This is a genomic window from Micromonospora sp. NPDC049679 (assembly GCF_040659735.1).
Lineage (GTDB): Bacteria > Actinomycetota > Actinomycetes > Mycobacteriales > Micromonosporaceae > Micromonospora_I.
In genome coordinates this window covers 274,352-301,069 of sequence record NZ_JBFANZ010000001.1, presented here as the reverse complement: position 1 = coordinate 301,069, position 26,718 = coordinate 274,352, and the positions used below count along the sequence as shown (strand labels likewise).

At 71.6% G+C, this 26,718-nt stretch carries 21 protein-coding genes and 1 pseudogene; 8 read left to right on the top strand and 14 right to left on the bottom strand.

From position 1 onward, the window contains the following. Together AB0J06_RS01395 and glpX are read right to left on the bottom strand one after the other, a co-directional pair. Window positions 1-984, bottom strand: a complete 984-nt coding sequence (locus AB0J06_RS01395; RefSeq protein ID WP_357423317.1) for a DMT family transporter — start codon at window positions 982-984, stop codon at window positions 1-3. Continuing rightward, on the bottom strand, window positions 981-2,012 hold the full coding sequence (gene glpX / locus AB0J06_RS01390; protein ID WP_357423315.1) for a class II fructose-bisphosphatase: 1,032 nt from the start codon (window positions 2,010-2,012) through the stop codon (window positions 981-983). The genes AB0J06_RS01395 and glpX overlap by 4 nt, the downstream gene beginning before the upstream one ends. 137 nt (window positions 2,013-2,149) lie before the next feature. Between glpX and AB0J06_RS01385 the strand changes: the two genes are divergently transcribed. Together AB0J06_RS01385 and AB0J06_RS01380 are read left to right on the top strand one after the other, a co-directional pair. After that, window positions 2,150-2,761, top strand: coding sequence for a DUF4245 domain-containing protein (locus AB0J06_RS01385; protein ID WP_357423313.1), 612 nt, complete (start codon window positions 2,150-2,152; stop codon window positions 2,759-2,761). 145 nt (window positions 2,762-2,906) lie between these two features. Next, window positions 2,907-3,716, top strand: a complete 810-nt coding sequence (locus AB0J06_RS01380; protein WP_357423312.1) for a hypothetical protein — start codon at window positions 2,907-2,909, stop codon at window positions 3,714-3,716. Between the two features lie 49 nt (window positions 3,717-3,765). On the opposite strand, the gene AB0J06_RS01375 is transcribed toward AB0J06_RS01380, so the two are convergent. Both AB0J06_RS01375 and xseA read right to left on the bottom strand, forming a co-directional pair. After that, window positions 3,766-4,005 carry an exodeoxyribonuclease VII small subunit gene (locus AB0J06_RS01375; RefSeq protein ID WP_357423310.1) on the bottom strand — a complete coding sequence of 80 codons (240 nt, stop codon included), beginning with the start codon at window positions 4,003-4,005 and terminating at the stop codon, window positions 3,766-3,768. Between the two features lie 36 nt (window positions 4,006-4,041). After that, entirely contained in the window at window positions 4,042-5,262 is a 1,221-nt protein-coding gene (gene xseA / locus AB0J06_RS01370) for an exodeoxyribonuclease VII large subunit (protein WP_357423308.1), read from the bottom strand. A 247-nt stretch (window positions 5,263-5,509) separates the two neighbouring features. On the opposite strand from xseA, the gene AB0J06_RS01365 reads away from it, so the two are divergent. After that, a complete protein-coding gene (locus tag AB0J06_RS01365) occupies window positions 5,510-6,532 on the top strand; it encodes a 4-hydroxy-3-methylbut-2-enyl diphosphate reductase (protein WP_357423306.1) in 1,023 nt (340 codons plus the stop codon). Window positions 6,533-6,609: 77 nt separating this feature from the next. After that, window positions 6,610-7,002: a hypothetical protein gene (locus AB0J06_RS01360; RefSeq protein WP_357423304.1), complete on the top strand. Its 393-nt coding sequence runs from the start codon at window positions 6,610-6,612 to the stop codon at window positions 7,000-7,002. Window positions 7,003-7,098: 96 nt separating this feature from the next. Here AB0J06_RS01360 and AB0J06_RS01355 read toward each other — a convergent pair whose 3' ends face one another. Both AB0J06_RS01355 and AB0J06_RS01350 read right to left on the bottom strand, forming a co-directional pair. Continuing rightward, window positions 7,099-10,359: a S8 family serine peptidase gene (locus tag AB0J06_RS01355; protein ID WP_357423302.1), complete on the bottom strand. Its 3,261-nt coding sequence runs from the start codon at window positions 10,357-10,359 to the stop codon at window positions 7,099-7,101. A 258-nt stretch (window positions 10,360-10,617) separates the two neighbouring features. Beyond that, the gene (locus AB0J06_RS01350; protein ID WP_357423480.1) at window positions 10,618-11,829 is read right to left on the bottom strand and encodes a DNA recombination protein RmuC; all 1,212 of its coding nucleotides are present in this window, start codon (window positions 11,827-11,829) and stop codon (window positions 10,618-10,620) included. Window positions 11,830-11,908: 79 nt separating this feature from the next. Here AB0J06_RS01350 and AB0J06_RS01345 point away from each other — a divergent pair, with 79 nt between their 5' ends. Next, complete coding sequence (locus AB0J06_RS01345) at window positions 11,909-12,706, top strand: hypothetical protein (RefSeq protein WP_357423300.1); 798 nt, start codon at window positions 11,909-11,911, stop codon at window positions 12,704-12,706. Window positions 12,707-12,932: 226 nt separating this feature from the next. Here the strand turns inward: AB0J06_RS01345 and AB0J06_RS01340 are convergent, their stop codons facing one another. From AB0J06_RS01340 to AB0J06_RS01310, 7 genes and pseudogenes are all read right to left on the bottom strand, one after another. Then, window positions 12,933-13,874: a hypothetical protein gene (locus tag AB0J06_RS01340; protein ID WP_357423298.1), complete on the bottom strand. Its 942-nt coding sequence runs from the start codon at window positions 13,872-13,874 to the stop codon at window positions 12,933-12,935. A gap of 171 nt (window positions 13,875-14,045) precedes the next feature. Further along, window positions 14,046-16,634: a valine--tRNA ligase gene (gene valS / locus AB0J06_RS01335; protein WP_357423296.1), complete on the bottom strand. Its 2,589-nt coding sequence runs from the start codon at window positions 16,632-16,634 to the stop codon at window positions 14,046-14,048. A 98-nt stretch (window positions 16,635-16,732) separates the two neighbouring features. Then, complete coding sequence (locus AB0J06_RS01330) at window positions 16,733-18,598, bottom strand: ABC transporter ATP-binding protein (RefSeq protein ID WP_357423293.1); 1,866 nt, start codon at window positions 18,596-18,598, stop codon at window positions 16,733-16,735. Continuing rightward, window positions 18,595-20,406 (bottom strand): ABC transporter ATP-binding protein, encoded by a 1,812-nt coding sequence (locus AB0J06_RS01325; RefSeq protein WP_357423291.1) that lies wholly within the window; start codon window positions 20,404-20,406, stop codon window positions 18,595-18,597. The genes AB0J06_RS01330 and AB0J06_RS01325 overlap by 4 nt, the downstream gene beginning before the upstream one ends. Before the next feature lie 37 nt (window positions 20,407-20,443). Further along, window positions 20,444-20,935 carry a methylated-DNA--[protein]-cysteine S-methyltransferase gene (locus tag AB0J06_RS01320; protein WP_357423289.1) on the bottom strand — a complete coding sequence of 164 codons (492 nt, stop codon included), beginning with the start codon at window positions 20,933-20,935 and terminating at the stop codon, window positions 20,444-20,446. Between the two features lie 134 nt (window positions 20,936-21,069). After that, a pseudogene (locus tag AB0J06_RS01315) lies at window positions 21,070-22,527 on the bottom strand (AlkA N-terminal domain-containing protein); the annotation flags it as partial. Between the two features lie 78 nt (window positions 22,528-22,605). Continuing rightward, a complete protein-coding gene (locus tag AB0J06_RS01310) occupies window positions 22,606-23,130 on the bottom strand; it encodes a helix-turn-helix domain-containing protein (protein WP_357423287.1) in 525 nt (174 codons plus the stop codon). Between the two features lie 79 nt (window positions 23,131-23,209). On the opposite strand from AB0J06_RS01310, the gene AB0J06_RS01305 reads away from it, so the two are divergent. The 3 genes from AB0J06_RS01305 to AB0J06_RS01295 are packed head-to-tail and all read left to right on the top strand — an operon-like array spanning window position 23,210 to window position 25,520. Then, on the top strand, window positions 23,210-23,548 hold the full coding sequence (locus AB0J06_RS01305) for a hypothetical protein (RefSeq protein ID WP_357423285.1): 339 nt from the start codon (window positions 23,210-23,212) through the stop codon (window positions 23,546-23,548). Window positions 23,549-23,590: 42 nt separating this feature from the next. Then, window positions 23,591-24,523, top strand: coding sequence for an alpha/beta fold hydrolase (locus tag AB0J06_RS01300; RefSeq protein WP_357423283.1), 933 nt, complete (start codon window positions 23,591-23,593; stop codon window positions 24,521-24,523). A gap of 25 nt (window positions 24,524-24,548) precedes the next feature. Next, the gene (locus tag AB0J06_RS01295) at window positions 24,549-25,520 is read left to right on the top strand and encodes an ADP-ribosylglycohydrolase family protein (RefSeq protein ID WP_357423281.1); all 972 of its coding nucleotides are present in this window, start codon (window positions 24,549-24,551) and stop codon (window positions 25,518-25,520) included. Window positions 25,521-25,710: 190 nt separating this feature from the next. Here the strand turns inward: AB0J06_RS01295 and AB0J06_RS01290 are convergent, their stop codons facing one another. After that, window positions 25,711-26,628, bottom strand: coding sequence for an EamA family transporter (locus AB0J06_RS01290; RefSeq protein WP_357423279.1), 918 nt, complete (start codon window positions 26,626-26,628; stop codon window positions 25,711-25,713). Window positions 26,629-26,718: the final 90 nt, after the last annotated feature.

The window sequence follows — 26,718 nt, the reverse complement described above, 5'->3', positions numbered from 1 at the left end:
TCAGGGGCCGATCTTCTGCCGGCCGCTCCAGGCGGCCGCGACGGTCACCGCCACCAACGTCAACGCCGCGCCGAGCAGCGTATTCAGGCCGGGACGCCCGGCAGCCGGCGGCGCGATCAGGTCGAGCCCGACCGCCCCGACGATCTGGCCGGCGATGGTGGCCAGTCCGAGCAGCAGCACCCCGGTCAACGGGACAACGGCGGCGGCGATCGCGATGAAGACGATGCCGATCGGGCCACCGAGGTAGAGCCACGGCTCGGTGGGCCAGGAGCCGGTCGGCCAGCCGCGCGCGGCCACGTCCACGGCGTACGCGGTCAGCAGCGCCCCGGTGCCCACGGCGAAGTTGACCAGCGCGGCGGTCAACGCGCTCCCCGAGGCGACCCGCACCCGGCCGTTGACCGCCTGCTGCCAGGCGACGGCGACCCCGGCGAGCGCGGGCAGCACCGCGAGGGCCAGCGCCGTCGGGCTGCCCAGGCGGTGACCGACCGCCAGGAGTACCGCGAGCACGGTCAGCGCCGCTCCGGCGAGTCGGGGCCCGGTGACCGCCTGCCGTCCGGCCGGGCCGATGCCGGCCCGGTCGACCGCCAGGCTGCTCGCCGACTGCCCCGCCACCACCGCCACGGTGAAGACCGCCACGCCCAGCGCGTGCACGGTCAGCCCTTGGGAGGCGACCAGGAGTGCGCCGCACAGGCCGCCGAGACACTGCCACGGTCGCAGCGACCCGTCACGCAGCGCGGTACGGACGGCAACGAGGCCGCGCCGGCCGACCGGGGTGGCCGGTACCAGCACGAGCAGTACCAGCAGCCCCACGCCGAAGGAGACGGTCGCGGCGGCGACGCCGTCGCCGAGCCGTACGCCCAGCTCGCCGTTGATGCGCGACTGCACCGCCACCGCGCCCCCGGAGACCACCGCGAGCGCGACGCCGACCGCCCGCCGGGATGTCGCGGTCCTCCGACGGGACGTGCGGACGTCGGCCGCGGTCATTCCTGGTCGGCCAGGGGCCGGCCGTCGAAGTCGACGGCCGAGTAGCGGGCCAGCTTCTCCAGACGGTGGTAGGAGTCGATGACCCGGATGGTCCCGCTCTTGGAGCGCATCACGATCGACTGGGTGTAGGCGCCACCCGAGCGGTAGCGGACGCCGCGCAGCAGGTCGCCGGAGGTGACTCCGGTGGCGACGAAGAAGCAGTTGTCGCCGGTGACCAGGTCGTCGGTGTTCAGCACCCGGTCCAGGTCGTGCCCGGCGGCCAGCGCCCTCTCCCGCTCGGCCTCGTCGTGCGGCCACAGCTTGGCCTGCATGGCCCCGCCCATGCACTTGAGCGCACAGGCGGCGGTGATCCCCTCGGGGGTGCCGCCGATGCCCATCAGCACGTCGACATCGGATTCCTCCCGCGCGGCGGAGATCGCGCCCGCGATGTCGCCGTCGGAGATGAACCGGATCCCGGCGCCGGCCTCGCGTACCTCGCGGATCAGCGACTCGTGTCGCGGCCGGTCGAGGATACAGACGGTGACGTCGGAGACGCTGGACTTCTTCACCTTGGCGATGCGGCGCAGGTTCTCCCTTACGCCCGCGTTGATGTCGATGACATCCGCGCAGTCGGGGCCGACCGCGAGTTTCTCCATGTAGAAGACGGCGCTCGGGTCGAACATCGCCCCCCGCTCGGCCACGGCGAGCACCGCGAGGGCGTTGGGCATGCCCTTGCTCATCAGGGTGGTGCCGTCGACCGGGTCGACGGCCACGTCCACTTCGGGGCCGGTCCCGTCACCCACCTGCTCGCCGTTGAACAGCATGGGCGCGTTGTCCTTCTCGCCCTCGCCGATGACGACGACGCCACGCATCTGGATGGAGTTGATCAGTTTGCGCATGGCGTCGACGGCTGCGCCATCGCCGCCCTCTTTGTCGCCGCGGCCGACCCAGCGGCCGGCGGCCATCGCGGCGGCCTCCGTGACCCGGACCAGGTCCAGGGCAAGGTTGCGGTCGAGGTCCTGCGGGATACGGGTGGTTGTGGCGGTCATGACGGATCCTCCTCGCGACGGTGCGGGGCGGGTCGGCGGTGGCGGCGTCCGCCGTCTCCAGCTTTGTCAGAAATCCTGACACGACCGCCGACTTAAGGCCCGTTCGGGTCGACCGTGGTCCAAAACACGGCACAGAAGTGGGCTGCGAAAATGGGTACGTGGAACCCGCCCAGCGTGCCGCCCAGTCGCCCACCGACCCCCGCGTCGACGTGCCGCCGACCGCCGTCGTACCCGAGAAGCACCGGCTGATGCGATCGCCGAAGGACATCGCGATGTCCCTGCTCGTGCTCCTGGTGCCGATCGCGGTGCTGCTCGGCTTCTACCGGGTCGTCCTCGACGCCGACGCGCCGGTCGTGGTCGACCCGGCCCCCGTGGTCGCCGAGGCCCGGTCCGCGAACGCGTTCCCGGTCAGCGAGCCGACGGGGCTCGGGGACGGCTGGCATCCGACGAGCGCGGGCTTCCGTCAGGTCGACGGCGCACGGACGCTGCGGATCGGGTACGTGACACCGAGCGGCGGCGGTCTGCAGCTCGTGCAGAGCAACGTGCCGGTGGAGAAGCTCCTGCCGGCCGAGTTGACCGACGCCGCCCAGTCCGAGGGCAGCGCGCAGGTCGGTGGGCGCGCCTGGCAGCGGTACACGGCGCGCCGTGGCGAGCAGGCGCTGGTGCTGCTCGAACCGACCCGGACGGTGTTGATCGTCGGTGGCGCTTCCGAAGCGGAGCTGACCACCCTGGCCGGCGCGGTCAGGTGACGACGCTCAAGTCCTTGATCGGGCAGCGGTATCGTGAGCTGGGCGAAACGGAATGAAGTCTCCGTTCGTCGCAACCGGACGTTAAGCTGCGTCGCCACCCGATCGCTGCCGGCGATGACGCCGGTGCAGTCATGGAGAAAATCACGTGAAGAACCGACGGTGGTCCGCCGCCGCCCTCATCACCGCGTCTGTCCTCACCCTGGGCCTTGCCGCATGCAACGGGGACAGCGGAGCCGCATCGTCTGCCGGTGCGTCCCCGACCCCGGCGATTCCGGCCGACCCGAAGCAGGCGCTGCTCGACTCCACCAAGGAGATCGAGAAGGGCCACTTCAGCTTCACGATGAAGGATCACGAGACGAGCGGGAACGGCATCATGCACCTGCCGACCCGCAGCGCGTTGATGGTGATCAAGTCCGAGGACCCCGAGATGTCGATGAACATGGAGATCGTCCACGTTCAGCCCGAGACCTGGGTGAAGCTCACGTTCGGCGGTGAGCTCGCCAGCCTGCCGGGGATGGAGAAGCTCTCTTCCGGCAAATACCTGCACCTGGACCAGAGCAAGGCCAAGGATCTCAAGGACCTGCAGTTCGAGGAGCAGGACGCGGATCCGGCCGGCGCTGACGAGATCTTCAAGGCGATCGTCGACGCCACGAAGACCGGTGAAGGCGCCTACAGCGGCACGGCCGACCTCTCGAAGGCGACCGAGGCGGGCATGGTTGACGAGGACCTGGTGAAGGAACTCGGCGCGCAGGCCAACGCGGTGCCGTTCGAGGCGACCCTCGACCCGCAGGGCCGACTGACCTCGCTGACGCTCAAGATGCCGGCGGCGGGCAAGACCAAGGCCCACGACGTGCAGGTGGCGTACGCCGACTACGGTTCGGCCACCCCGCCGCAGAAGCCGGCCGCGAGCCAGACGCAGGAAGCGCCGGCCGAGGCGTACGAGATGTTCAAGTAGAAAACGCGCGTCGTGGGGCGGCCGGACGGCCGCCCCACGGGCGGTGTCGCTACGAGGCCTGCCCGGTGTCCCGCGACTGCCGGGCCGCGTCGAGTCGCTCGCGCGCGCCGTCGAGCCAACGCTGGCAGATGTCGGCGAGCCGCTCACCCCGCTCCCACAGGGCCAGCGACTCCTCCAGCGAGCTGCCGCCGGTCTCCAGCCGCTCCACCACCGAGGCCAGTTCGGCGCGGGCCTGCTCATAGCTGAGCTGTTCGTCCGGGGCGGTCACCTGGTTCTCCTTCTCAGCCATGTCGTGTCATCTCAGCACACCGGTCCGCACTGCCCGCTAGCCGTCCACCGTCGCCGTCAGCTCGCCTTCGGCCAGCCGTACCCGCAGCGGGTCGCCCGTCGAGACGTCGTCGGCGGCGCGCAGCACGTGCCCGTCGGCGCGCTGCACGATGGCGTACCCCCGTTGCAGGGTCGCGGCCGGCGACAGCGCCCGAAGCCGGGCCAGCGTGTGCCGCAGTTCGGCCGAGGCGGCGCCGAGTCGATGGTTCAGGGAGCGCGCGGCGCGGTCGCGCAGCGCTGCCATGTCGCTGGCCCGCTGGTCGAGCATCACGTGCGGACGGGCGAGCACCGGCCGCGACCGCAGCGCCTCGATGCGGTGGGCTTCCCGATCGAGGAGTCCGGTGACCGCGCGGTCGAGTCGTTGCCGGGCCAGCCGGATCAGCCGCAGCTCCTCGGTCAGGTCGGGCACGATCCGCTTGGCGGCGTCGGTCGGGGTGGAGGCGCGGACGTCGGCCACGTAGTCGATCAGCGGAGTGTCGGTCTCGTGGCCGATGGCGCTGACGACCGGCGTACGGCAGCCGAAGACCGCCCTGCACAGCGCCTCGTCGGAGAAGGGCAGCAGGTCCTCTACCCCGCCGCCGCCCCGCGCCAGGATGATCACGTCAATGGTCTCGTCATTGTCGAGAACCTTGAGCGCGTCGATGATCTGCGGCACCGCGGTCGGTCCCTGCACGGCCACGTTGACGACCCGGAACTCCACCGCCGGCCACCGCCGCCGCGCATTGGTCAGCACGTCACGTTCCGCCGCCGACGACCGCCCGGTGATCAGGCCGATCCGGGTGGGCAGGAACGGCGGGCGCCGCTTGCGTGCCCGGTCGAAGAGCCCTTCGGCGGCGAGCAGCTTCTTCAGCTTCTCCAGCCGCGCGAGCAGTTCGCCCAGTCCGACCTGGCGGATCTCGTCGGCACGCAGGCTGAGCGTGCCCCGCGCGGCGTAGAACTCGGGCTTGGCGTGCAGGACCACCCGGGCGCCCTCGGCGAGTTCGGGGGCGCCGGCGTCGAGCACGTCGCGGTTCGTCGTCACGGTCAGGCTCAGATCGGCCGCGGGATCGCGCAGCGTGAGGAAGACGGTGGCCGCGCCGGGGCGGCGGCTGATCTGGGCCACCTGCCCGTCCACCCAGACCCAGCCAAGCTTGGCGATCCACGCGCTCAGCTTCTGGCTGACCACGCGGACCGGCCACGGCTCCTCGGACGTGCTGCGCGGTGCCTCCGGTTGCGTCACCCGGCCAGCCTACGGTCGCCCGTGGCGCACCCTCCGGGCCCGCCGCGCGCCACGCCCCGATCCCTTCCGACCTCACCCGGTCCGGCGCGACCTGCCCGACCCGGTTGATCATGAAGTTGTCCCGATGGAGAGTGCCTCCGTCCGGGGACAACTTCATGATCGACGCTGGGCCACCGGCGGGCGTCCTTTCGCTGTGGTGCGGGTCGCAGTCGATGGCCTGTTGTCCGGGGGCACGTACGATGGCCGGGTGACCGAGGCTCAGGCGACTCCCGAGACCCGCAAGCGTGTGCTGCTGGCCAAGCCGCGCGGCTACTGTGCCGGCGTTGACCGTGCCGTGCAGACCGTGGAGGAGGCGCTGAAGCTCTACGGCGCCCCGATCTACGTCCGCAAGCAGATCGTGCACAACAAGCACGTGGTCTCGACGCTGGAGCGGCAGGGCGCGATCTTCGTGGAGGAGAACGAAGAGGTGCCCGAGGGCTCGACCGTGATCTTCTCGGCGCACGGGGTGGCGCCGGAGGTCTACGCGCAGGCCCGGGAGCGTTCGCTGAAGGCGATCGACGCGACCTGCCCGCTGGTCACCAAAGTGCACCAGGAGGCCAAGCGGTTCGCCGCCGACGACTACGACATCCTCCTGATCGGGCACGAGGGGCACGAAGAGGTCGTCGGCACGGCCGGCGAGGCGCCCGCGCACATCCAGCTGGTCGACGGCCCGGACGGCGTGGACAAGGTGACCGTGCGCGACCCGTCCAAGGTGGTCTGGCTCTCCCAGACGACGCTCTCGGTCGACGAGACGCTGGAGACGGTCGCCCGGCTCAAGCAGCGGCTGCCGCTGCTGCAGTCGCCGCCCAGCGACGACATCTGTTACGCGACGTCAAACCGTCAGCACGTGGTGAAGGAAATCGCGCCGGAGTGCGACGTGGTGATCGTCGTCGGCTCGCGGAACTCCTCCAACTCCGTGCGGCTGGTCGAGGTGGCGGTCGACGCCGGCGCTCGCGCCGGCTATCTGGTCGACTACGCCCACGAGATCTCCGACGAGTGGCTGACCGGCGCGACCACGGTCGGCGTGACCTCGGGGGCGAGCGTTCCCGATGACCTGGTCATGCAGGTGCTCGACTACCTCGCCGCCCGTGGCTTCACCGACGTGGACGAGGTGACGACCGCCGACGAACGGCTCACCTTCTCACTGCCGCAGGAGCTCAAGCGCGACATGAAGGCGGCAGCGGCCGCCCGGGACGCCGCTGCTCTCGCCGCGACGGCGGCGGACGCCTGAGCGCCGGCCGGACCGCTGACGGGGACGCATCGGCCCGGGCGGGGAACGGATCTCCACGCGGCGACGTCATAAGCCGCATGAGAACGATCCGGATCGCAGTGCCCGTGCTGGTGGCATGCATCGCCCTGAGCGCCTGTGCACAGGCGGGGCCCGCCACGCCTCCTTCCGCAACCGAGCCCGGAGGTCCGACCGTGACCACATCGCCCAGCGAGCCGACGCCGAGCAATGTCGACCCGTCGCAGAAGGGTGCCCCGGGGGCCTCTGCCGCCCCGACGACGCTGACCGGCACCATCACGCCCGGTGTCGAGCCCGGCTGTCTGCTGCTCGACGGCTATCTGCTCATCGGCGGGCCGACCGACGTGCTCCGCAGCGGTGCCCGGGTGACGGTCACCGGGCGGGTGCAGCCCGATGTGATGACCACCTGCCAGCAGGGCACACCGTTCACGGTGGAGAGCGCCAGGACATCCTGACGCCCCGGACATCCTGACGCCCGCGACCCGAAGCCCGAAACAACAGAGCCCGCCCCCCCGATCAGGGGGCGGGCTCTGTTTCTTAGAGACCGTTCGTCAGCTGACCGCGCCGATCGACACGGCGCCGCGACCCACCACCGCGCCCTCGTCGGTGACGACACTCATCTCACCGAAGAGCTTGCGGCCCGCGGGCGGGACCGACGCTGCGGTGACCGTACCGCTGATCGTCGCCGTGCCGCCGCTGCCCAGTGCCGTCGTCGTGCTCGGCACCGACACGGAACCGAGCGCCGCAGAGAAGAACGCGTCGCGGTAGTCGTACTGGGTGGTGCCGCCCGGCACCTCGTACGCGATGACCCGCACCTCGTAGACACCCGGGGCGGGGTTGTTCACCGTGACGGCTTCCTCGGAGTCACCGTCCGCGGCGCGCCCGACCTCCTTGCCGTTGAGGAACACGTAGAGGTCGAGGTCGGCGGCCAGATCACTCGGGCTGCCGATCGCGACGTCGAGCCGGGTCGCCCCCTCGGGGACGGTCACCTCGGAGGTCTGCGTCACCTTGTTGGGGATGGTCGGCCGGTTCGTCAGCACGCTGGCGAGCGGGCCACCCTGGCCGGAGACCTTGACCGGACCGAACGTGTTCTTCAAGGTCCAGTTGACCGTGCTGGGCTGACCAGCGGTGACGCTGGGCAGCTCGACGGTCGCGGGCTCCACCGTGACGCCCTGCACCCGTGCCTGCAGCTGGAACGGGTTCTCCAGCGCCGGCGAGGTCCGCCGCGACTCCACCTCGATCTCCCAGACACCCGGCATCGGGTCCTGATAGTCCCGCTCCTGCGGCTTGCAGACCGCCTGGTCCGAGAAGTTGGTGAAGCAGGCGAGGCTCGAGGTGCTCTCGACCGGGACGCCGTACGGGTTGAACGCGATGAACCGCGTCTGCGACCCGGTGGCGATGCCGGAGAGGTTGACCTGCAGCGCCGCCGCCCCCTGCGGGACGGTGACGAAGAAGGACTTGAAGTTGTTGCGGTCGACCTTGCCCTCGGTGGAGAAGGAGTAGGCCGGCTTGGCCAGCGACTCCGCCGCCACGACCGTGTTGAGGACCTCGAAGTCCACCGTCGAGGTCGACGGGTCATCGATCCGCATGATCGCGCTGTGCACGCCCGCCCGCGGCTTCGCCTGGACGGTGATCTCGACCGTCTTGTTCAGCGGCAGGACCACGCTCTTCGGCGCCTTGAAGGTGCCGTCCTCACCCCGCCAGCTGATGGCGTGGATGACCGACCGCGCCGGACCGCTGGTCCGGGTGACCTTCACGGTGTAGGACTTCGCCTCGCCGACCTTGTGGCCGCCCGCGTCGGCGGCGCAGCGGTTGTAGACGCCGGTGCCACGGTGCGGGGTCGCCAGGAACTCCGAGATCGGGGTGCAGACCGGGGCGTCGGCCGTGTAGCTGCGCGTCTCCACGCCACCCTTGAGGAGCTTCCAGGCGCCGTTCACGTTGAACATGCCGTAACCCTGGCCGTGCGCCGGAACCCCGTCGATCCACTCGGCCGAGGTGTAGATCGCGCGGCGCAGCGCGGCCGGGGTGACGCCCTTGTCGCTGGCCTTGGCGGCCGACAGCAGCAGCGCGGCAGCACCGGTGGCCTGCGGCGACGCCATCGACGTGCCGTTGAGCATCTGGTAGCCCGGCGGCAACTGGTAGCCCGCCTCGGCGGCCGGGGCGCCCGGCTGCCACATCGGCGTGGTGGAGATGGCCGAGCCCGGGGCCGTGATGGTGGGCTTGAACCCGCCGTCCTCGCGAGGACCACGCGACGAGAAGTTGAACAGCGCGTTCTTCGTCTTCACGACCGAGCCGTAGTTGGCGAGCCAGGTGTCCTTGCTGATGCTGGCCGCGACGCTGACCACATCGGGGGCGACCGACGGGTCGCCGACCGTGTTGATCCCCGGACCGCTGTTACCGGCGGAGATGAACATCTGCACGCCGTAGTCGTTGATCAGTCGCTGGTAGAGGACGGCCCGGACGTTGTTGCCGTCGTTGAGCGCAGGCAGGCCGCCGATCGACATGTTGACCACGTCGACCTTGCGGTTGACGACCAGGTCCACCATGCCGTCGGTCAGCGCCGCGAAGGTGCAGCCGCCACCCCACGAGCAGGCACGGGCGGAGACGAGCTTCGCGCCGGGGGCCGCGCCGTCGAATTGGCCGTTGCCGAGCATGTCGTTGGCGGCGGTGATGCCGGCGACGTGCGAGCCGTGGGCGCTCTCGAGGATGCCGATGTTGACGAAGTCGTAGAACGGGCCGGGCTGGCCGTCAGCCGGCGCCACGTCGACGTTCTTCCGGTATTCCACGACGAACGGCATCTGCTCGCGCACCGCGGTGGCCGCGTTGTCCGTGCCGAAGTGCCCGACCTGGAACTTCTCCTTGTACGGGCGCATCACCTCGTCGTCGGTGAAGTCAAGGTTCTGGTTGACGTCCACCCGCACGTCACCCGTCGTCGCGTTGTAGAGGATGCCGAACGTGTCGGTCTTGTCCCCGTCGCGGTTGACGTCGCCACCGGGCGCGCTCGCTGCGGTGATCGACTCGGAGAAGCGGTTGATCCGCCAGGCGCCGGCCGGGGCCGTCCAGGTGGCGCCTGCGTAGCTGAACGACGGTCCACTGACCTCGGTCGCCATCGCGCGCCAGGTCGCGTCCTCCAGCGGATCGGTCGCGGTGAACCAGTCGACGATCTTGCGCTCGCCCGTCGTGGTGGTCTGCAGCGCCGGGTTGTCCAGGTCGACCCCGGAGTCCATGATGCCGATCGTCACGCCGCGGCCGTCCCAGGTGGGGTGGCTCTTGGTGAACGACACCGCACCGGTCTCGTTGGTCGGCATGTAGGGGTTGGCCGCCCCGGTGTTCGCGCCCGGGCCGGGCAGCGTCTGCTGCTTGGCGGCGCGCACGCCCGGCCGCGACTCCGGCTCCGGGTCGGGGAGCGGGATCGACTCGTTGAGGTCCATCGCGGCGATGCCGGGGATCTTGGCCGCCTTGCGTACGGCGGCGGTGGGCACGCGGGCCCGCACGTAGCCGACCACGTCGACCTGGTTGGCGACGGTCGCGCCGAGCTTGGTCAGCTCGCCGGCGACATCTTTCGTCTCACCCTTGTCGGTCGCCACCATGACCGTGACGCTCTGCTCACCCTTGGCCTCGGCCTCGGCGAGCAGTTCGAGGTCGCGGGACCCCAGCGTGTCGGTGGGGGTGCCCTTGAGAACGTCGGCCTCGGTCGACGGCGGGTCTGCGCTCGCGGGCGCACCACCCGTCAGCGTCATGGCGCCGGCCGCCATGACCGATGCCAGGAGCGCGGCGGAAGTCCGCCGGCTCCAAATGGGGGATTTACTCACGTTCTCGTCCTCCGGAGAACTGGGCCCTGGATGCAGGGCAACTGTGACCGCATCTTTCGCGCTGAAGGCAATCGCTGTCACTAATCTGCGGGCGCTTGTAATCAGGCCGTGACATAGAACAATGTGCATTCATGAGGCGACAGGCGATCATTTAACTACTGAGCGTTACGGCAATTATTGCCCGTAATGGCTTGCTTGATTGTGCAGTCGCAGATGGTGCGAGGGCATCGGCCATTGAGTCAGTGACACCGCAGTTTTCTACCTCGTTTGCGCGCCGATGTCGCGCGCGCCGATCGGTTCGGAGAGGGCGATCAGCATCGGCTGCTCGACCAGCTCGGGCGCCTGCGGCTGACGCGGGGCGACCTCGACCTGTGCCGGCGTGGGCAGCTCCTCCCCGGACACGCCGAGATCGGCGAGTTTGCGGGCGCTCACCAGAACCCGCGCCTCGAGCGAGCCCACCGCCTTGTTGTAGGCGGTCACCGCGCCGCCCAGCGCGCCCCCGAGCTTGCTCACGTGCTCGCCCATCGTGGAGAGCCGTCCGTAGAGCTCGCGGGCCAACGTGTGCACCGCCGCGGCGTTGTGCGCCAGCGCTTCCTGCCGCCACGCGTAGGCCACGGTGCGCAACAGCGCCACCAGCGTGGCCGGTGTCGCGAGCACCACGTTGCGGGCGAAGGCGTGCTCCAGCAGGGTCGGATCGCGTTGCAGCGCCGCGTCGAGGAACGGGTCGGCCGGGACGAAGAGCACCACGAATTCCGGGGTCTGGTCGAACGCCGCCCAGTAGGACTTGGCGGCGAGCGCGTCGACGTGACCACGCACGTGCCGCGCGTGCGCGTCGAGGTGGTTGTCGCGGGTGCGCTCGTCGCGCGCCTCCATCGCCGACAGGTAGGCGTCGAACGGCGCCTTGGCGTCCACGACCACCGACCGTCCACCGTGGAGCCGCACCACCAGGTCGGGGCGCACCCCCTGATGATCGGTGCTCGCCGTCACCTGCTCGGAGAAGTCGCAGTGCTCCAGCATGCCCGCCGCCTCGATGATGCGGCGCAGTTGATGCTCGCCCCACCGGCCGCGCACCTGAGGTGCGCGCAACGCCGCCACGAGCTGCTTCGTCTCCGTGCGCAGCTCGCCCGAGACCGCGCTCATCGAACGCACCTGCTCGCGCAGCTCGGAGTAGGCGTCGACGCGGTCGCGCTCCAACTCGGCCACCCGTATTTCGTAGCGGCGCAGCGTCTCGTGCAGCGGCGCCACCGCGCGCGCCACCGCCTCCTGCGACTGGGCGGTCGCCTCGTAGGAGAGCGCGCGCAGCGACTGCTCGAGCCGCCCCTCACCGTCGCGGGTCGCGCGCAGCGTCGCGTCCAGCCGGGCAATGTCCGTCGCGGACTTGGCGCGGGCGGCGAGCCACCCCAGAGCGCCGCCCGCACCGAGGCAGACGACCACCACGGCCAGCGTCGAGAGATCCACGTGCGGAAGCATGCCAAACAGGTACGACAAGAGGCTGACCTCACACGCCGGTCACCAGGCGCTCTTTTGCGGCGGCGCTAGTCTCGTACCCATGGAGCTCTTCTTGGTGATCGTGCTGGTCGCACTGGTCGCAGCCGCCGCGCTGTGGTGGCGGCGGGAGAGCGCGGCACGGCGGGAGCGGGCGCTCGCGGACGCGCGCGCCGAGGCGCAGCGGTGGTACGAGCGCCTCGGCGGCCAGGTGATGAACCTGCACGGCGACGACCCGGCGGTGCGCCAGGCGCTGGTCGACGCGGGGGAGCGGTACAACGCGGCCGGCAGCCAACTGGAGCAGGCGCGCAGCGTCCGACAGTACGAGCTGGCCCGGGAGACCGCGCTCGAAGGGCTCGCCTACGTCCGGGCCGCGCGGAGCGCCCTCGGCATCGACCCCGGCCCCGAGCTGCCCCCGCTGGCTGCCGCGCGCGGCGCCGGAGAGCTCACCCGGGAGCGTGAGGTCAACGTCCAGGGACAGAGTTTCCGGGCCGGCCCCAACCCCGGCGCCGGCACTCCTTATTACTACCCGGGCGGGCGTTACCAGGGCCGTCCCGTGCCGGCCGGGTGGTATTCGCAGCCGTGGTGGAAGCCGGCGCTCGCCGGCGCCGCGGGCGCGATCGGTGGTCTGCTCATCGCCGACGCCCTTTTCTCGCCGGCCTTCGCCGACCCCGGGTACGGCTTCGAGTCCGGTTATGACCAGGGCTTCGCCGACGGGGCCGATGCGGGCGGGGACGCCGGCGTCGATGACGGCGGTGGCGGCGATTTCGCCGGTGGCGATTTCGGTGGCGGTGATTTCGGTGGCGGCGACTTCGGCGGTGGCGATTTCGGTGGTGGCGATTTCGGCGGCGGCGACTTCTAACGGGACGCGTCGCGTCCCGTTAGCGCAATGATCGCGAAGACTTCGGCTCGCTCCGACGAGCCGGAGTCTTCGTCATTTCCGGGTACCGCTGACTGCCGTGCCGCTGGTTGTCGGTGCCGCTGAGCTCGACACGGGCTGGGTCGACGTCGGTCGGACGCGGTGGTGCGGCGACCGCCGCCTTCCTCCTCGGGCTGCGCATCCTCCGCGGCTGGCCGTAGACCGCCGGTCAGGTCAGGCTGGGTACGCCGGCGGCGAGGATCAGCCGCAGCCGGTCGTCGAAATCCGCCGGAAAGTCGTGCCCGAGCCCCGGCACCAGGTCGAGCCGGGACGCCAGACCGGCCTCGCGCAACTCCTCCAGCGCCGCGAGTGCCTCGTCGCGTACGTCGTCGTCCGCCTCGCCGAGAATCACGTGCCCGGTCAGTCCGCGTTGGGCAGCCGCCGACGCGATCGCGTAGTCGATGTGATCGGGGTCGATCGCCGGGGCGACCGCGATGAATCGTCCCGGCTCGCCGGGCCATCCCGCGAGCGCCCACCGCATCGCCTGCCGGCCCCCGGCCGAGAAGCCGGCAACGACCAGCGGAAGCCGTCGCACATCGGGGGGCAGGGTCCCGAACGCGGTCGTGATGTCGCGGGTGCCGACAGCGGCCTCCGGCCAGGAACGGTAGGTGGGGGTGTTGCGCTGCGACGATTCAAGGGCGACGAGTACGTAACCCGCGTCCAGCGCTCCCCGCCACTGCTCCATCGCGTCGTCCGCGTCCTGTCCCGCCCCGTGCAGCGCGACCAGCACGCCGATCGGCGGTCCGGCGGGCCGACGGAGTACGGGCGGCCGGGCGTCCCCGCTCGCGCGCACCGCGCGGGCGTGCGAGTCCTCGACGAACTCGGCGAACCCGTCGAGCTCCTGCAGGCTGGCCAGGTCGTCATCGTCGACCAGGATGCGCCGGTGCCACCAACCGCCGGCCCGGAAAGCCGCGCGCAGCTCGGCCAGCGCCTCGTCCGGATGTCCCGAGACGGCGAGCAGGCAGGCGGCCAGGTGGGCCAGGTCCGCGTGCCACGCGGGAAGCTCCGGGATCGCCGCTCGAACCAGCGCGACGCCGTCCGCGTAGCGCTCGCCGACATAGAGTTCGATCACTTCGTCGGTGATGGCGCGGTAACGAGCACGATCAGTCACCGCTTCATCACACCACACCGAACGGCTGCTCCGGCTGATGGGGTGATCTTCGGAAGTCGAACCCGGAACCGGCTTGTGCACGGTCCAACACGGACGGCGCGCATAGCGCGACCCGCGGCGCGCGCCGATCAAGGAAAGCCCCGGCAGGGAACGCCCACGCCGGCGGGTGCGCTAAAAGGCGCAGGCGATGACCAACTCCGGGGTGCGGTCGGGGAGGTAGTCGAGTTTTGCGATCCGGCCGGCCGACCGCACGTCGTCGGCCACCATCGCCAACCGCTCCAGCATCGCGGCCGGGCCGAGCGCCTCGGCGAGCGGCACATCCGTGCGCATCGAGAGCTTCCGCTCCGACTTGGCCCGGCGCACCTGCGTCAGCGCGCCACCGGCCAGCCGCAGCAGCGTCGGGTCACCGTCCTGCGCCGCCCGGTCCACCTCGTACGTCGTCGGCCACGGGGCGCGATGCACGGACCCGTACCGCCACCAGGACCAGACCTCCTCGGTGACGTAGGGCAGGAAGGGCGCGAAGAGCCGCAACTGCGCCGAGAGCGCGGTCGCCAGGGCGGCGCGGGCGGAGTCGGCGGCCGGCCCCGACCCGTACGCCCGCTCCTTGACCAGCTCGATGTAGTCGTCGCAGAACGTCCAGAAGAAGGCCTCGGCGGCCTGCAGCGCGGCGGTGTGGTCGTACCCGTCGAAGCCGTTCGTCGCGGTCGCGACCACCTGGGAGAGGCCGGCGAGCATCGACCGGTCCAGTGGCTCGGTGACCGGCGACCGCAGCGCGTCGGCTGCCCCCAGCCCCAACGCGAACTTCGACGCGTTGAGCAGCTTGGTCGCCAGCCGGCGACCGATCTTGATCTGGTCGGGGTTGAACGCCAGGTCGGTGCCGGGCCGCCCGCTCGCCGCCCAGTAGCGCACCGCGTCCGAGCCGTGCTGCTCCAGCAGCGCCATGGGGGTGACCACGTTCCCCTTGGACTTCGACATCTTCTTCCGGTCGGGGTCGAGGATCCAGCCGGAGAGGACGGTGTCCCGCCAGGGCAGGACGCCGTGCTCAAGGTGCGCGCGGACCACGGAGGAGAACAACCAGGTACGGATGATCTCCTGCCCCTGCGGCCGCAGATCCATCGGGAAGACCCGCGCGAAGAGGTCGGGGTCGGTTTCCCAGCCGGCGACGATCTGCGGGGTCAACGACGAGGTGGCCCAGGTGTCCATCACGTCGGGGTCGGCCACAAAGCCGCCCGGGCGCCCCCGCTGCGACTCCTCATATCCGGGCGGACACTCCGAAGAAGGATCAACCGGCAGCAACGACTCGTAGGGCGTGAGAGGCTGGGAGTGGTCCGGCTCGCCAGCGTCGTCGAGCCGGTACCAGACCGGCACGGGCACGCCGAAGAAGCGCTGCCGGCTGATCAGCCAGTCGCCGGTCAGGCCCCCGACCCAGTGTTCGTAGCGGTGTCGCATGTGCGCCGGCACCCAGTTCAGCTGCCGTCCCCGCTCGACGAGCGCGTCCCGCAGCTCGGCGTCGCGACCGCCGTTGCGGATGTACCACTGCCGGGTCGACACGATCTCCAGCGGTGAGTCGCCCCGCTCGTAGAACTTCACCGGATGCGTTACGGGTCGCGCCTCGCCGACCAGGTCGCCCGTCTCCGTCAGCAGCTCGACGATCTGCCGTCGGGCGGCGTTGACGCCCTTGCCGGCGAGCGGCGCGTAGCGCGCCGGGTCGACACCGGCCGGGGCGTCGGGCAGCAGCCGGCCGTCCCGGCCGATCACCACGCGGGTGTCGAGCTGCAGCTCACGCCACCACGTCACGTCGGTCAGGTCACCGAAGGTGCAGACCATCGCGATGCCGGTGCCCTTCGCCGGGTCCGCCAGCGGGTGCGCGTGGACCGGCACCTCGACGCCGAAAAGCGGGGTACGGGCGGTGCCGCCGACCAGGTCGGCATAGCGCTCGTCGTCCGGGTGGCAGACCAGCGCCACGCACGCCGGCAGCAGCTCCGGCCGGGTGGTGTCGATGAGGATCTCCGGCTCGGGCAGGCCATGACTGCCGGGAGCGGTGGCGGAGCCGCGGAAGCGCAGCGTGTGGTAGGCGCCGGGCCGTTCCCGGTCCTCCAGTTCGGCCTGCGCGACGGCGGTCGCGAAACCTACGTCCCACAGCGTCGGCGCCTCCGCCGTGTACGCCTCGCCCCGCTCCAGGTTCCGCAGGAACGCCCGCTGGGAGGTGGCGCGGGCCGTGCGGCCGATCGTCGTGTACGTCAACGACCAGTCGACCGAGAGCCCGAGCCGCCGCCACAGCGCCTCGAAGATCTGCTCGTCCTCGGCGGTGAGCCGCTCGCAGAGCTCGACGAAGTTGCGGCGGGAGATCGAGACGGGGTTCTTGCGCGCCTCGGCGCTGATCGGCGTGGCGGGCGGCCGCCACGCCGGGTCGTACGGCAGCGACGGGTCGCAGCGCACCCCGTAGACGTTCTGCACCCGGCGCTCGGTGGGGAGGCCGTTGTCGTCCCAGCCCATCGGGTAGAAGACGGTGCGCCCGCGCATCCGCTGGAAGCGCGCGACCGTGTCGGTGTGCGTGTACGAGAAGACGTGACCCATGTGCAGCTCGCCGGATACGGTCGGCGGAGGCGTGTCGATCGCGTATACGTTCGACCGGCTCTTCGACCGGTCGAACGCGTACGTGCCCTCCTCCTGCCAGCGGCGCGACCAGGTCTCCTCGATGCCGTCCAGGCTGGGACGCTCGGGGATACCGGCGCGCTCGTAACGCTCCGTATCAGCCATTGGCCGATCGTACGGCCGGCGCATGACGCCAGCCACGCGTTAACGCCCGTGCCGCGCCAGGTCGTAGCGGAGTCCGCGTCGCGCCCCGTGCCGCTTGTTCAGACGAGGCTGTCCCGCCACTGCCGGTGCAGGGCGGCGTAGCGGCCGCCGCCGGTGATCAGCGACTGCGGGGGCCCGTCCTCGACGATCCGCCCGCCGTCGAGGACCAGCACCCGATCGGCGATCTCGACTGTGGAGAGACGGTGGGCGATCACCAGTGCGGTACGGCCACCCGTACCGCCCCCGTTCGCGCCGTCGGCGGGGGAGCGCAGGATGGTGCGGAGCGCCCGCTGCACGAGTCGTTCGCTCGGCACGTCGAGCGACGAGGTCGCCTCGTCGAGTACGAGCACCGCGGGGTCGGCGAGGAACGCCCGCGCGAACGCGACGAGCTGCCGCTGCCCGGCCGAGAGCCGGCCGCCACGCCGCTGCACGTCGGTCGCGTACCCGTCGGGAAGGTCCGCGATGAACGCGTGCGCCCCGATCGCCCGCGCCGCCGCCTGCACGTCGGCGTCGCTCGCCTCCGGCCGGCCGAACCGGATGTTGTCGGCGACGGTGCCGCCGAAGAGGTGGTTCTCCTGGGTGACCATGACGATTTCCCGGTGCAGCTCGGCCTCCGTCAGCTCGCGCAGGTCGACCCCGTCGAGCGTGACGGCCCCGGTGACCGGGTCGTAGAACCGGGCCACCAGCTTGGCGATCGTCGACTTGCCGGCTCCGGTCGCGCCGACGAGCGCGATGGTCTGCCCGGGCGGCACGCGCAGCGTCATCTCGGGCAGGACCAGTTCCTCGGGGCGGTAGCCGAAGGTGACTCCGCGAAGCTCCAGCGCGCCCCGGCCTGCGGCCGCGTGTGGCCGGGGTCGCGCCGGCCGCTCCGGCTCGGGCACGGCGGGCTTCTCATCGAGTACGCCGGAGAGCTTCTCCAACGCGGCCGTCGCCGATTGCAGCGCGTTGTAGAACTGGCTCAACTCCTGCATCGGCTCGAAGAAGCGGCGCAGATAGAGCAGGAAGGCGGCGAGCACGCCGATGTCGGTCTCCCCGCGCAGCACCCGCCAGCCGCCGTACGTCAGCACCACGGCGATCGTGACGTTGCCGATCACCTTGATCCCCGGCGAGTACGTGGCGATGAGGCGGAACGCACGCAGGTTGGCGCGGCGGTAGTCGTCGTTCAGGTCGGCGAAGATCTGCTGGTTGCGCGGCTCGCGGCGGAAGGCGTGCACGGCACGGATGCCGCCGAGTGACTCGACAAAGTGGACGATCACCAGCGCGACCGCCTCGCGGGTGCGCCGGTAGGCCAGCGCCGACGCGCGTGCGAACCAGCGGGACAGCCACAGCAGGAACGGGAACGCCAGCAGGGTGACCGCGGCCAGTGGGGGATCCAGCCAGAGCAGGATGCCGGCCACGGAGATGACCGACAGGCCGGCGAGCACCAGATCGTCGATGCCGCCGTCGACCAGCTCGGCGATCGAGTCCATGTCACTGGTGAGCCGGGCGACGACCCGTCCGGAGGTGTAGCGCTCGTGAAAGCCCACCGAGAGACGCAGGAAATGTTCGTACACCCGCTTGCGCAGATCGAGCAGGACGGCCTGGCCGATGCGCGCGGACAGGGTGAGGAAGCCGCGCGTGCCGGCGTATTCGGTGGCGGCGGTGAGGATGAACGCGGTGGCGACGGCGGCGAGCACCGTCGGGTCGTCGCCGCGGCGCAGCGGCGGAATGCCCCGGTCGATGCCGAGCATCACCAGGTAGGGGCCGGCCATGGCGGCCCCGTTCTGCAGCAGCAGGAGCAGCACGGTCACCGCGATCAACCGGCGGTGCGGGCGCAGCAGCGAACCGAGCAGCGCGCGACTGCGGGTGCGGAGCCGGGCGAGGGCGGGCGCGGACGGCTCGCCCTCAGTGGCGATGCCGCGCCAGCCCCCGTCGTCCGCCGTCACGACCGGACAAGCCCGACGTCGTCCGGATCTTCGGCCTCCGCGGAGAGCGCCGCCCGGTAGGCCGGCACGGTGGCGAGCAGGTGTGAATGGGTGCCGACGGCGGCGATCCGGCCGTCGGCGATCAACGCCACCCGGTCGGCGAGCGCCACGGTCGACGGCCGGTGCGCCACGAGCAGCGCGGTCGTGCCGCGCAGCACCCGCGCCAGCGCCCGTTCGACCAGCGCCTCGGTGTGCACGTCGAGGGCCGAGAGCGGGTCGTCGAGCACGAGCACGCGGGGGCGGCCGAGCACCGCGCGGGCCAGCGCGAGACGCTGCCGCTGCCCCCCGGACAGCGACATGCCCTGCTCGCCGATCCGCGTCTCCAGGCCCCACGGCAGGTCGTACACGAAGTCGCCCTGCGCGAGGGCGAGCGCGGCGCGCACGTCGTCATCGGTGGCGTCGCTGCGGCCCAGGGTGAGGTTTTCCCGCACCGACATGGAGAAGAGCGTCGGATCCTCGAACGCCACGCCGACGACCCGGCGCAGATCGGTGAGGCGGAGATCCCGGATGTCGTGCCCGTCGAGCGTGATCCGTCCGGCCGACACGTCGTAGAGGCGGGGCACGAGCGACACCAACGTCGTCTTGCCGCAACCGGTCGCGCCGACGACGGCGAGGGTCTCGCCGGGCCGGACCGTCAGGTCGACGTCGTTCAGCACGCGGCGGCCGACATCCGGATAGCTGAAGGCGACGCCCTGAAAGCAGAGCTCGCCGCGGATGGTCTCGACACTCACCGCGGCGGCGGCACGTCGGTCTACGATGGACGGCTGAGCGTCGAGGACCTCGTGGATGCGGTCGGCGGCCGTCATCGCCTCCTGTGCGTTGGCGATGATCCAGCCGAGCGACTCGATCGGCCAGACGAGCGTCAACTGCAGCGTCACGAAAGCCACCAGTTGCCCGATGGTGAGCCGGTCACCCGCTACCGCGACCGCGCCGGTGACCAGCACCACCGCGAGCGTCAGGTTGGGTACCAGGTCGAACTCCGCCGAGGTGCGGGACAGCAGGCGCCCCTTGCCCACGGCGGTGTCGTGCAGCCGACTGGCGCGGGCGGCGAACCGGGCCACCATGTGTCGCCGCCGTCCGAACGCCTTGATGGTGCGCAGGCCCTGCGCCGACTCCTCGACCAGCGTGGCGACGTCGCCCTGCTCGTCCTGCATCCGCCGGGACGCCACCAGATAGGCGCGGGTGAACCGGCGGCTGAAGACGAAGAGCGGCACCGCGCTCGCCGCGACGAGGAGCCCGAGCGGCCGGTGCAGGTGCAGCAGCAGGGCCACCACGGTCAGGTAGGTGGCGCTGTTGACGATCAGGAAGATGAGGCCGAAGGAGAGGAACCGCCGGATCACCGACAGGTCGCTGGTGACCCGGGAGAGGAGTTGCCCGGACTGCCACCGGTCGTGAAAGGAGATCGGCAGCCGTTGCAGGTGGGCGTAGATCTCGTCGCGGATGGTGGCCTCCATGCCGACCGCCGACGCGGACTGCACCCAACGACGTACGAAGATCAGCCCTGCCTCGGCGAGCCCGAGCAGCAGCGCGAGTGCGCCGAGGCGCAGCAGCCCGGCCGGGTCGCCCCGGGCGATGGGGCCGTCGACGACCCGTTGGATGACGAGCGGCACCGCGATGGACGCCGCGGTCGCCCCCGTCGCGGCGAGCAACAGTCCGCCGAGCTGACCCTGGTAGGGGCGGAGATATCGCCGCAGGCGCCACAGATTCCTCAGTGGATGCGATGTCGTCCCGCCGCCCCGGGCGCGGTGTTGCTCACTGTCAGCAGCCACTCAGTGACGTTATCGGCCGGGGCTGACAATTCACGGGTTAGTGCCGCTCATGACCGAGAAGCCACTTCTTCACCTCCAGGCCCCACCGGTAGCCGCCGAGAGACCCGTCGGTGCGCAACACCCGGTGACACGGGACGAAGAGCGCGGCGGCGTTGCGGGCGCACGCCGCCGCCGCGGCCCGTACCGCGAGGGGGCGGCCGGCCAGTTCGGCGAAACCGGTGTAGGTGAGCGGCTCGCCCGACTTCACCCGCCGCAGCACCTGCCAGGCATGGGTCATGAACGCCCCACCCGTGTGCTGCTCGACCGGCACCGCGTCGATCGCCGTCAGATCGCCGTCCAGATAGGACCGCACCGCGTCGGTCACCGCACCGAGCTCGGGTCGCGACCGCACCGGACCGCGCAGAGTCGGGTGTACGACGGCGAGCACCGCCTCGACCTGCGCGGTGAAGCCGGCGCCGCGCACCGCCCCCGACTCGCTCACGATGATGGTGAGCGGCCCCGCCGGCGTATCCATGGTCGTGCTGTTCATGCCTGCTCCTTCGGCGTCGAGCTGACAATGCTGCCTTTCCGCTCGCGACTGCGGGGCTCGCTGCGCTCACTCCTCGCGCTCGCCGTGCCGGCTTTTCGCTCGCGACTGCGGGGCTCGCTGCGCTCACTCCTCGCGCTCGCCGACCAGAGGCGGACCACAGCGTACGAGCGCCAGGGGCGCCACCGCGCCGCGTGGGCGTCGAGGGTCTTCGGGTCATCGGGGAGGCCGAGCGCCCGCGCGCCCCGGCGTACGGCCAGATCGGTCGCGAGGAAGACGTCGGGGTTGCCGAGCGCGCGCATCGCGACGTACGCGGCGGTCCACGGGCCGATCCCCGGCAGCGCGGCGAGTTTCCCGACCAGCTCGTCGGAGTCGGCGCCGGGATCCAGGTCGAGCAGCCCCTCGGCGACGGCCCGGGACAGTGCGCGGATCGTCTCCCGTCGCGCGGCCGGCATCCCGAACGCCCCGTCCGGCAGCGCCAGCATCTGCTCGGCGGTGGGGAACGCGCGGAATCCCGCCCCGCCCTCGGTCGTCGCGGTCGCGCTCGTGGCGGCGGCCAGGTGGGACAGCGTGGTGCGGGCGCCGGCCACGGAGACCTGCTGGCCGACGATCGCCCGGAGCGCCATCTCGAAGCCGTCGACCGCCCGCGGCACGCGTACCCCGGGGTCCTTCGCGACCACGGCGGTGAGCGCCGGGTCCGCGGCGAGGGTCGCGTCGACGGCCTCGGGGTCGGCGTCCAGGTCGAGCAGCCGGCGGCAGCGGGCCACGGCCGGCGCCAGGTCGCGCACGTCGGCCAGGCGCAGCGTGGCCGCGACGTGGTCGGGGAGCGGTGTCAGCGCGACGGTCGCGGCACCGTGCGGCAGCAGCAGACCGCGCCGGTACGTGCCGTCGGCCACCTCCTCGACGCCCGGTACGGCGCGCCGGGCCAGAAACTCCAGTAGCGCGTCGACGTGCAGCGGCGGCCGGTACGCCAGCCGGAGATTGATCGTGCCGCCCTCGCTGTCGCCGCCCCCGGTGTCGGGGCGAGCCCGTCGGCGCACCGAGTCGCGCAGCTGGGATGGCGCGGAGCCGTACACCTCGCGCATCGTGTCGTTGAACTGCCGCACGCTGCCGAAGCCCGCCGCGAACGCGATCCCGGCGAGGCCGAGGTCGGTCGTCTCGACCAGGATGCGGGCGGTCTGCGCCCGTTGCGCGCGGGCCAACGCGAGCGGCCCGGCGCCGAGCTGCGCGGTGAGCATGCGGTGCAGGTGCCGCTCGGTGTAGCCGAGGCGGCGGGCCAGGCCGGGCACACCGTCCCGGTCCACGACGCCGTCACCGATCAGCCGCATCGCCCGCCCGGCGAGGTCCCCGCGTTCGTCCCACTCGGGCGAGCCGGGGGAGGCGTCGGGGCGGCAGCGGCGGCAGGCGCGGAAGCCGGCGCGCTGGGCGGCCGCGGCGGAGGGGTAGAACCGGACGTTGACCCGCTTCGGCGTGGTGGCGGGGCAGGACGGGCGGCAGTAGATGCCGGTCGAGGTGACGCCCGTGTAGAACCAGCCGTCGAACCGCTGGTCACGGCTGTCGACCGCCCGGTAGCACCGCTCGAAGTCAAGTTCCACGCCACCGATCCTGCCTCGCCGCCCACCCCGTTGACTCGCGGGATTCGGACGCGACCGTCCGGGTCACTGCCAGCGGCTTTACTCGCCGGGCATCAGGATGGTCGACAACAGGCGTCGCGTGCGCCCCTCGCCGGGCCGCTGGGCCAGCCGCGGCGCGAAGACGGCGCCGAGTTCGGCGAGCAACTCCCGCAGCTCGTCGTCCGTCAGGTACATCGCCGCCTGCCGGTAGCCCACCAGGTCGCGGTCGAAGTCGATCTCGTCGCGGGTGAGGTAGCGGTCGAAGTCGGCGAGGAGCGCGGCGACGAAGGTCATGAACCCCCGCCGGTGCTCCTCGACCCCCATGGTGGCCGTTTCCGTGCCGGTGACCGACGCGTTCGCGCTCTGCAGCCGGTAGGTGCGTTCGACCGCACCGCGCACCCGACGCTCCGCGACCACCTCGAGCACCTCGCCGTCGGCGAGGGCGCCGACGTGCCGGTAGAGCGTCGCGGGAGGCACCTCCGGAAGCTCGTCGCGGAGCTCCGCCGTGGTCAGCATGCGATCGCCGAGGAACGCCTGGACGATCCGCAGCCGCACCGGATGCAGAAGGAGATCGGCACTCGCCATGCCGTTAATGTTCTCATACTTGACATCGTTATCAAAGACGATAATGATGGGAACACAACGAGCTATCAGAGGAGCCACCATGAGCACCGTGACCATCACCGCCGACGCGATCGAAGTGCGGCTCGACACCGCCGAGAAGATCGGCAGCCTCCGCGGCGACCTGCGTGTTCCGCGCACCGCGGTCACGTCCGTCGAGATCGTCGAGGACGCGCTCGCCGCCACGGAAGGGCTCCGGGTCGGCCTCGGCGTGCCCGGTCACCGCAAGCTCGGCACCTGGCACACGCTGCACGGCAAGGAGTTCGTCGACGTACGCAAGGGGCAGCCGGCCGTACGGATCCGTCTCGACGCGGAGACGTTCGACTCCCTCCTGCTCGGCGTCGACGACCCGCAGGCCGTCGTCCGGTCGCTCGGCGCCTGACCGGACACACTCGAACTCCCACCCACGATCGAGAGAGACCCCGTGCGCGACATCGCCCTCCGTTTCACCGCCGCGGACCAGACCCTGGCCGGCACGCTCACGCTGCCTCCGGGCACCGGCCCGTTCCCGGCCGTCGTGCTGATCTCCGGCTCGGGACCGCTCAACCGAGACTCCGACCATCGCAAGGGAGCGTTCGGGGTGTCCCGGGAGCTCGCGGTGGCGCTGGCCGGCGCGGGTGTGGCCTCGCTGCGCTACGACAAGCGCGGCGTGGGGGAGAGCACCGGGTCGTTCCTCACCGCCGGACTCACCGACAACATCGGCGACGCGCGGTCGGCGCTCGGCGCGCTCGCCGCCCGACCGGAGGTGGACGCCGCCCGGCTCTTCCTCGTCGGGCACAGCGAGGGGGCGCTGATCGCCACGGCGCTCGCCGGCGAGCGCGCTCCGGTCGCCGGAGTGGTGCTGCTCGCCGGGGCGGCGAAGCCCGGGGCGGCCATCCTGCGCTGGCAGGCCGAGATGCTGCTGCCGAGCCTGCCGGCGCCGGTCCGGTTCCTGCTCCGGCTCACCCGCACCGATCTCGTCGCGAAGGTGCTCAAGAACCACGACCGGCTCCGGGCGACCACGACCGACGTCGCGCGCCTGGGCGGCGTACGCGTGAACGCCCGCTGGTTCCGCGAGTTCCTCGACCACGACCCGTCGGCGGATCTCGCGGCGATCCGGGTGCCGGTGCTCGCCATCACCGGCGGCAAGGACCTGCAGGTCGACCCGGACGACCTGGACGCGATCGCCGGACTGGTCCCGGCGCCGGTCGAGACCTGGCGCCCGGACGACGTGACACACACGTTGCGCCGGCAGCCGGGCGAGGCGTCGCTGCGGAAATACCGCGCCGAGCTGCGCGGACCGGTCGACGCGGAGCTGATGGGTCGGGTCACCGGGTGGCTCACCACGCACGCCGAGGCGCGGCGGAGCGCCGTCTGACGGTGGCGCCTGCCATCCTTGGCGCGTGACAGAAAGTGGATCACGTCAGGACAGGGTCGCCGGCGCGTTGCTCGGGGTGCACGCCGGAGACGCGCTCGGCGCGACGGTGGAATTCTCCTCCTGGGCGAGCATCCGCGCCCGCTACCCGCGGGGGCTCAGCGAGATCGTCGGCGGCGGCCCGTTCGACTGGCCGCCGGGGCACGCCACCGACGACACCGACCTGACCCGCGCCGTGCTGCTGGCCTACCTGACGCCGTCGGACGACGTCGTGCGCGTCGCCGCCGACCACATGCTGGCGTGGCTCGAAGGCGACTGGCCGGACCGGAGACCGGGATCGCGTCCAGTCGACATCGGCGGGGCGACCTCGACCGGGCTGGAGCTTTACCGGCGGACGCGTGATCCGCGCGCCGCCGGGTCGGGCGCCGGCCGCGCCGGTAACGGGTCGCTCATGCGGTGTATCCCGACGGCGCTCGCCGTGGCCGAGCGGGAGCGGCGGATCCGGGAGTCGGTGGAGATCTCCGCGATCACGCATGACGACGAGCGGTGCACCGTGGCCTGCGCCGCGTACAACGAGATCGCCGCGGCCCTGGTGGCCGGCACGAGTCCGGAACGGGCGGTGAAGCTCGGCGTGCGGACCGCGTCCGAGCTGGGCAGCCGGCCGGTCGCGGACGCGATCGGGTACGGGTCGCGGCTGGCCCCCGCGACGATGGCCACCACCGGCGAAACCGGCCTGCTGGACAACGCCGCGGGCTTCGTCCTCGATTCGCTGAGCCTCGCCGTCGCCGCTCTCCTCGACCCGCGCCCGCTGCCGGCGGTCCTGATCGACATCGTCCGGGTCGGTCACGACACCGACACCAACGCCGCGATCGCCGGCGGACTGCTCGGCGCGCGGGACGGAGCGGCGGCGATCCCGCCCGCCTGGCGCGCGTTGCTGCAGTTCGGCGATGAGTTCACCGCGGCGGCGCAACGGCTCATCCCTCCGGTTGCGTGGCCCTGACGCGCTCAGCCGCTGAGCGAGCCGGCCCCCGCACCCGAGAGACGTCCACTGCGCGGCTGGCCGTCACCGAGCCACCGGCGCGTCGCGCTCGTGGCGCCGCGGGCGTGCCTCGCCCTGCTCTGGCTGACCTGGGCGCTCCTGGCCTGGTGGTGGTGGCCGCGCCCCGTCGACCCGGACCAGGCCGTGCTCCTCAGTCCCCGACCAGCACAGCGCGCCGCTTCGGCTCGCGTACCGCGGCTCGGACACGACCGGGGCGAGCGGGCAACTGCCCGAGGGCGGTGGCGGCCAGGGCCACGGCGAATCCGGCTGCTTGCGCGAGGGTCAGCCCCTGGTCGAGGGCTATCCAGCCCAGGATCGCGGCGGTCAGTGGGCTCAGCACGCCGAGCAGCGACACCTGCATGGCGGGGAGGCGCTGCGCCCCGCGGAACCACAGCGCGTACGCGACCGCGGTGCCGGCCAGCGTGAGCCAGGTGTAACCGCCGACCGCCCGGCCGTCCAGCGCCGGTGGTAGGCCTTCCGCCGCGAGCGTGAGCGGGGCGAGCAGGAGTCCACCCGCGGTCAGTTGCCAGCCCGTGAGCGTGAGCACGCTGACGCCGTCCGGCCGCCCCCATCGTCGGGTGAATACGAGGCCGGTGGCCATCACGGCCGCTCCCGCGAGACCGGCGACGACGCCGAGCGCGTCGAGGCCGGCGCCGGGGCGGACGACGACCAGCGCCACCCCGGCGACCGCGGCCAGCGCGGCGAGGATGCGGCCCGGCCGTGGTCGTTCGGCGAGAACGGCAGCGCCGAGGACGGCGACCAGCAGCGGTTGCGTCGCCCCGAGCACGGCGGCGACTCCACCCGGCAGCCGGTAGGCGGCGAAGAAGAGCAGCGGGAAGAACGCTCCGATGTTGAGGAGTCCGAGCATCGTCGCCCGCCACCACCATCGTCCGCGCGGCAGTTGTCGGGTCACGGCCAGCAGCAGCAGGCCGGCTGGCAGCGCCCGTGCGGTGGCGGCGAGCAGCGGGCGGTCCGGCGGCAGCAGCTCCGTGGTGACGAGGTACGTCGTGCCCCACGCCACGGGGGCCATGGCGGTCAGCGCCACGTCGGCGGCGGTGCGGTGCGGCATCGTGGATCTCGCATTCGTCTTAGTTCTAAGTAGCTTAGTACTAATATAATCATGAGAAAGATGCTCGTGGGGAAGTGAGTGAGGCACAAT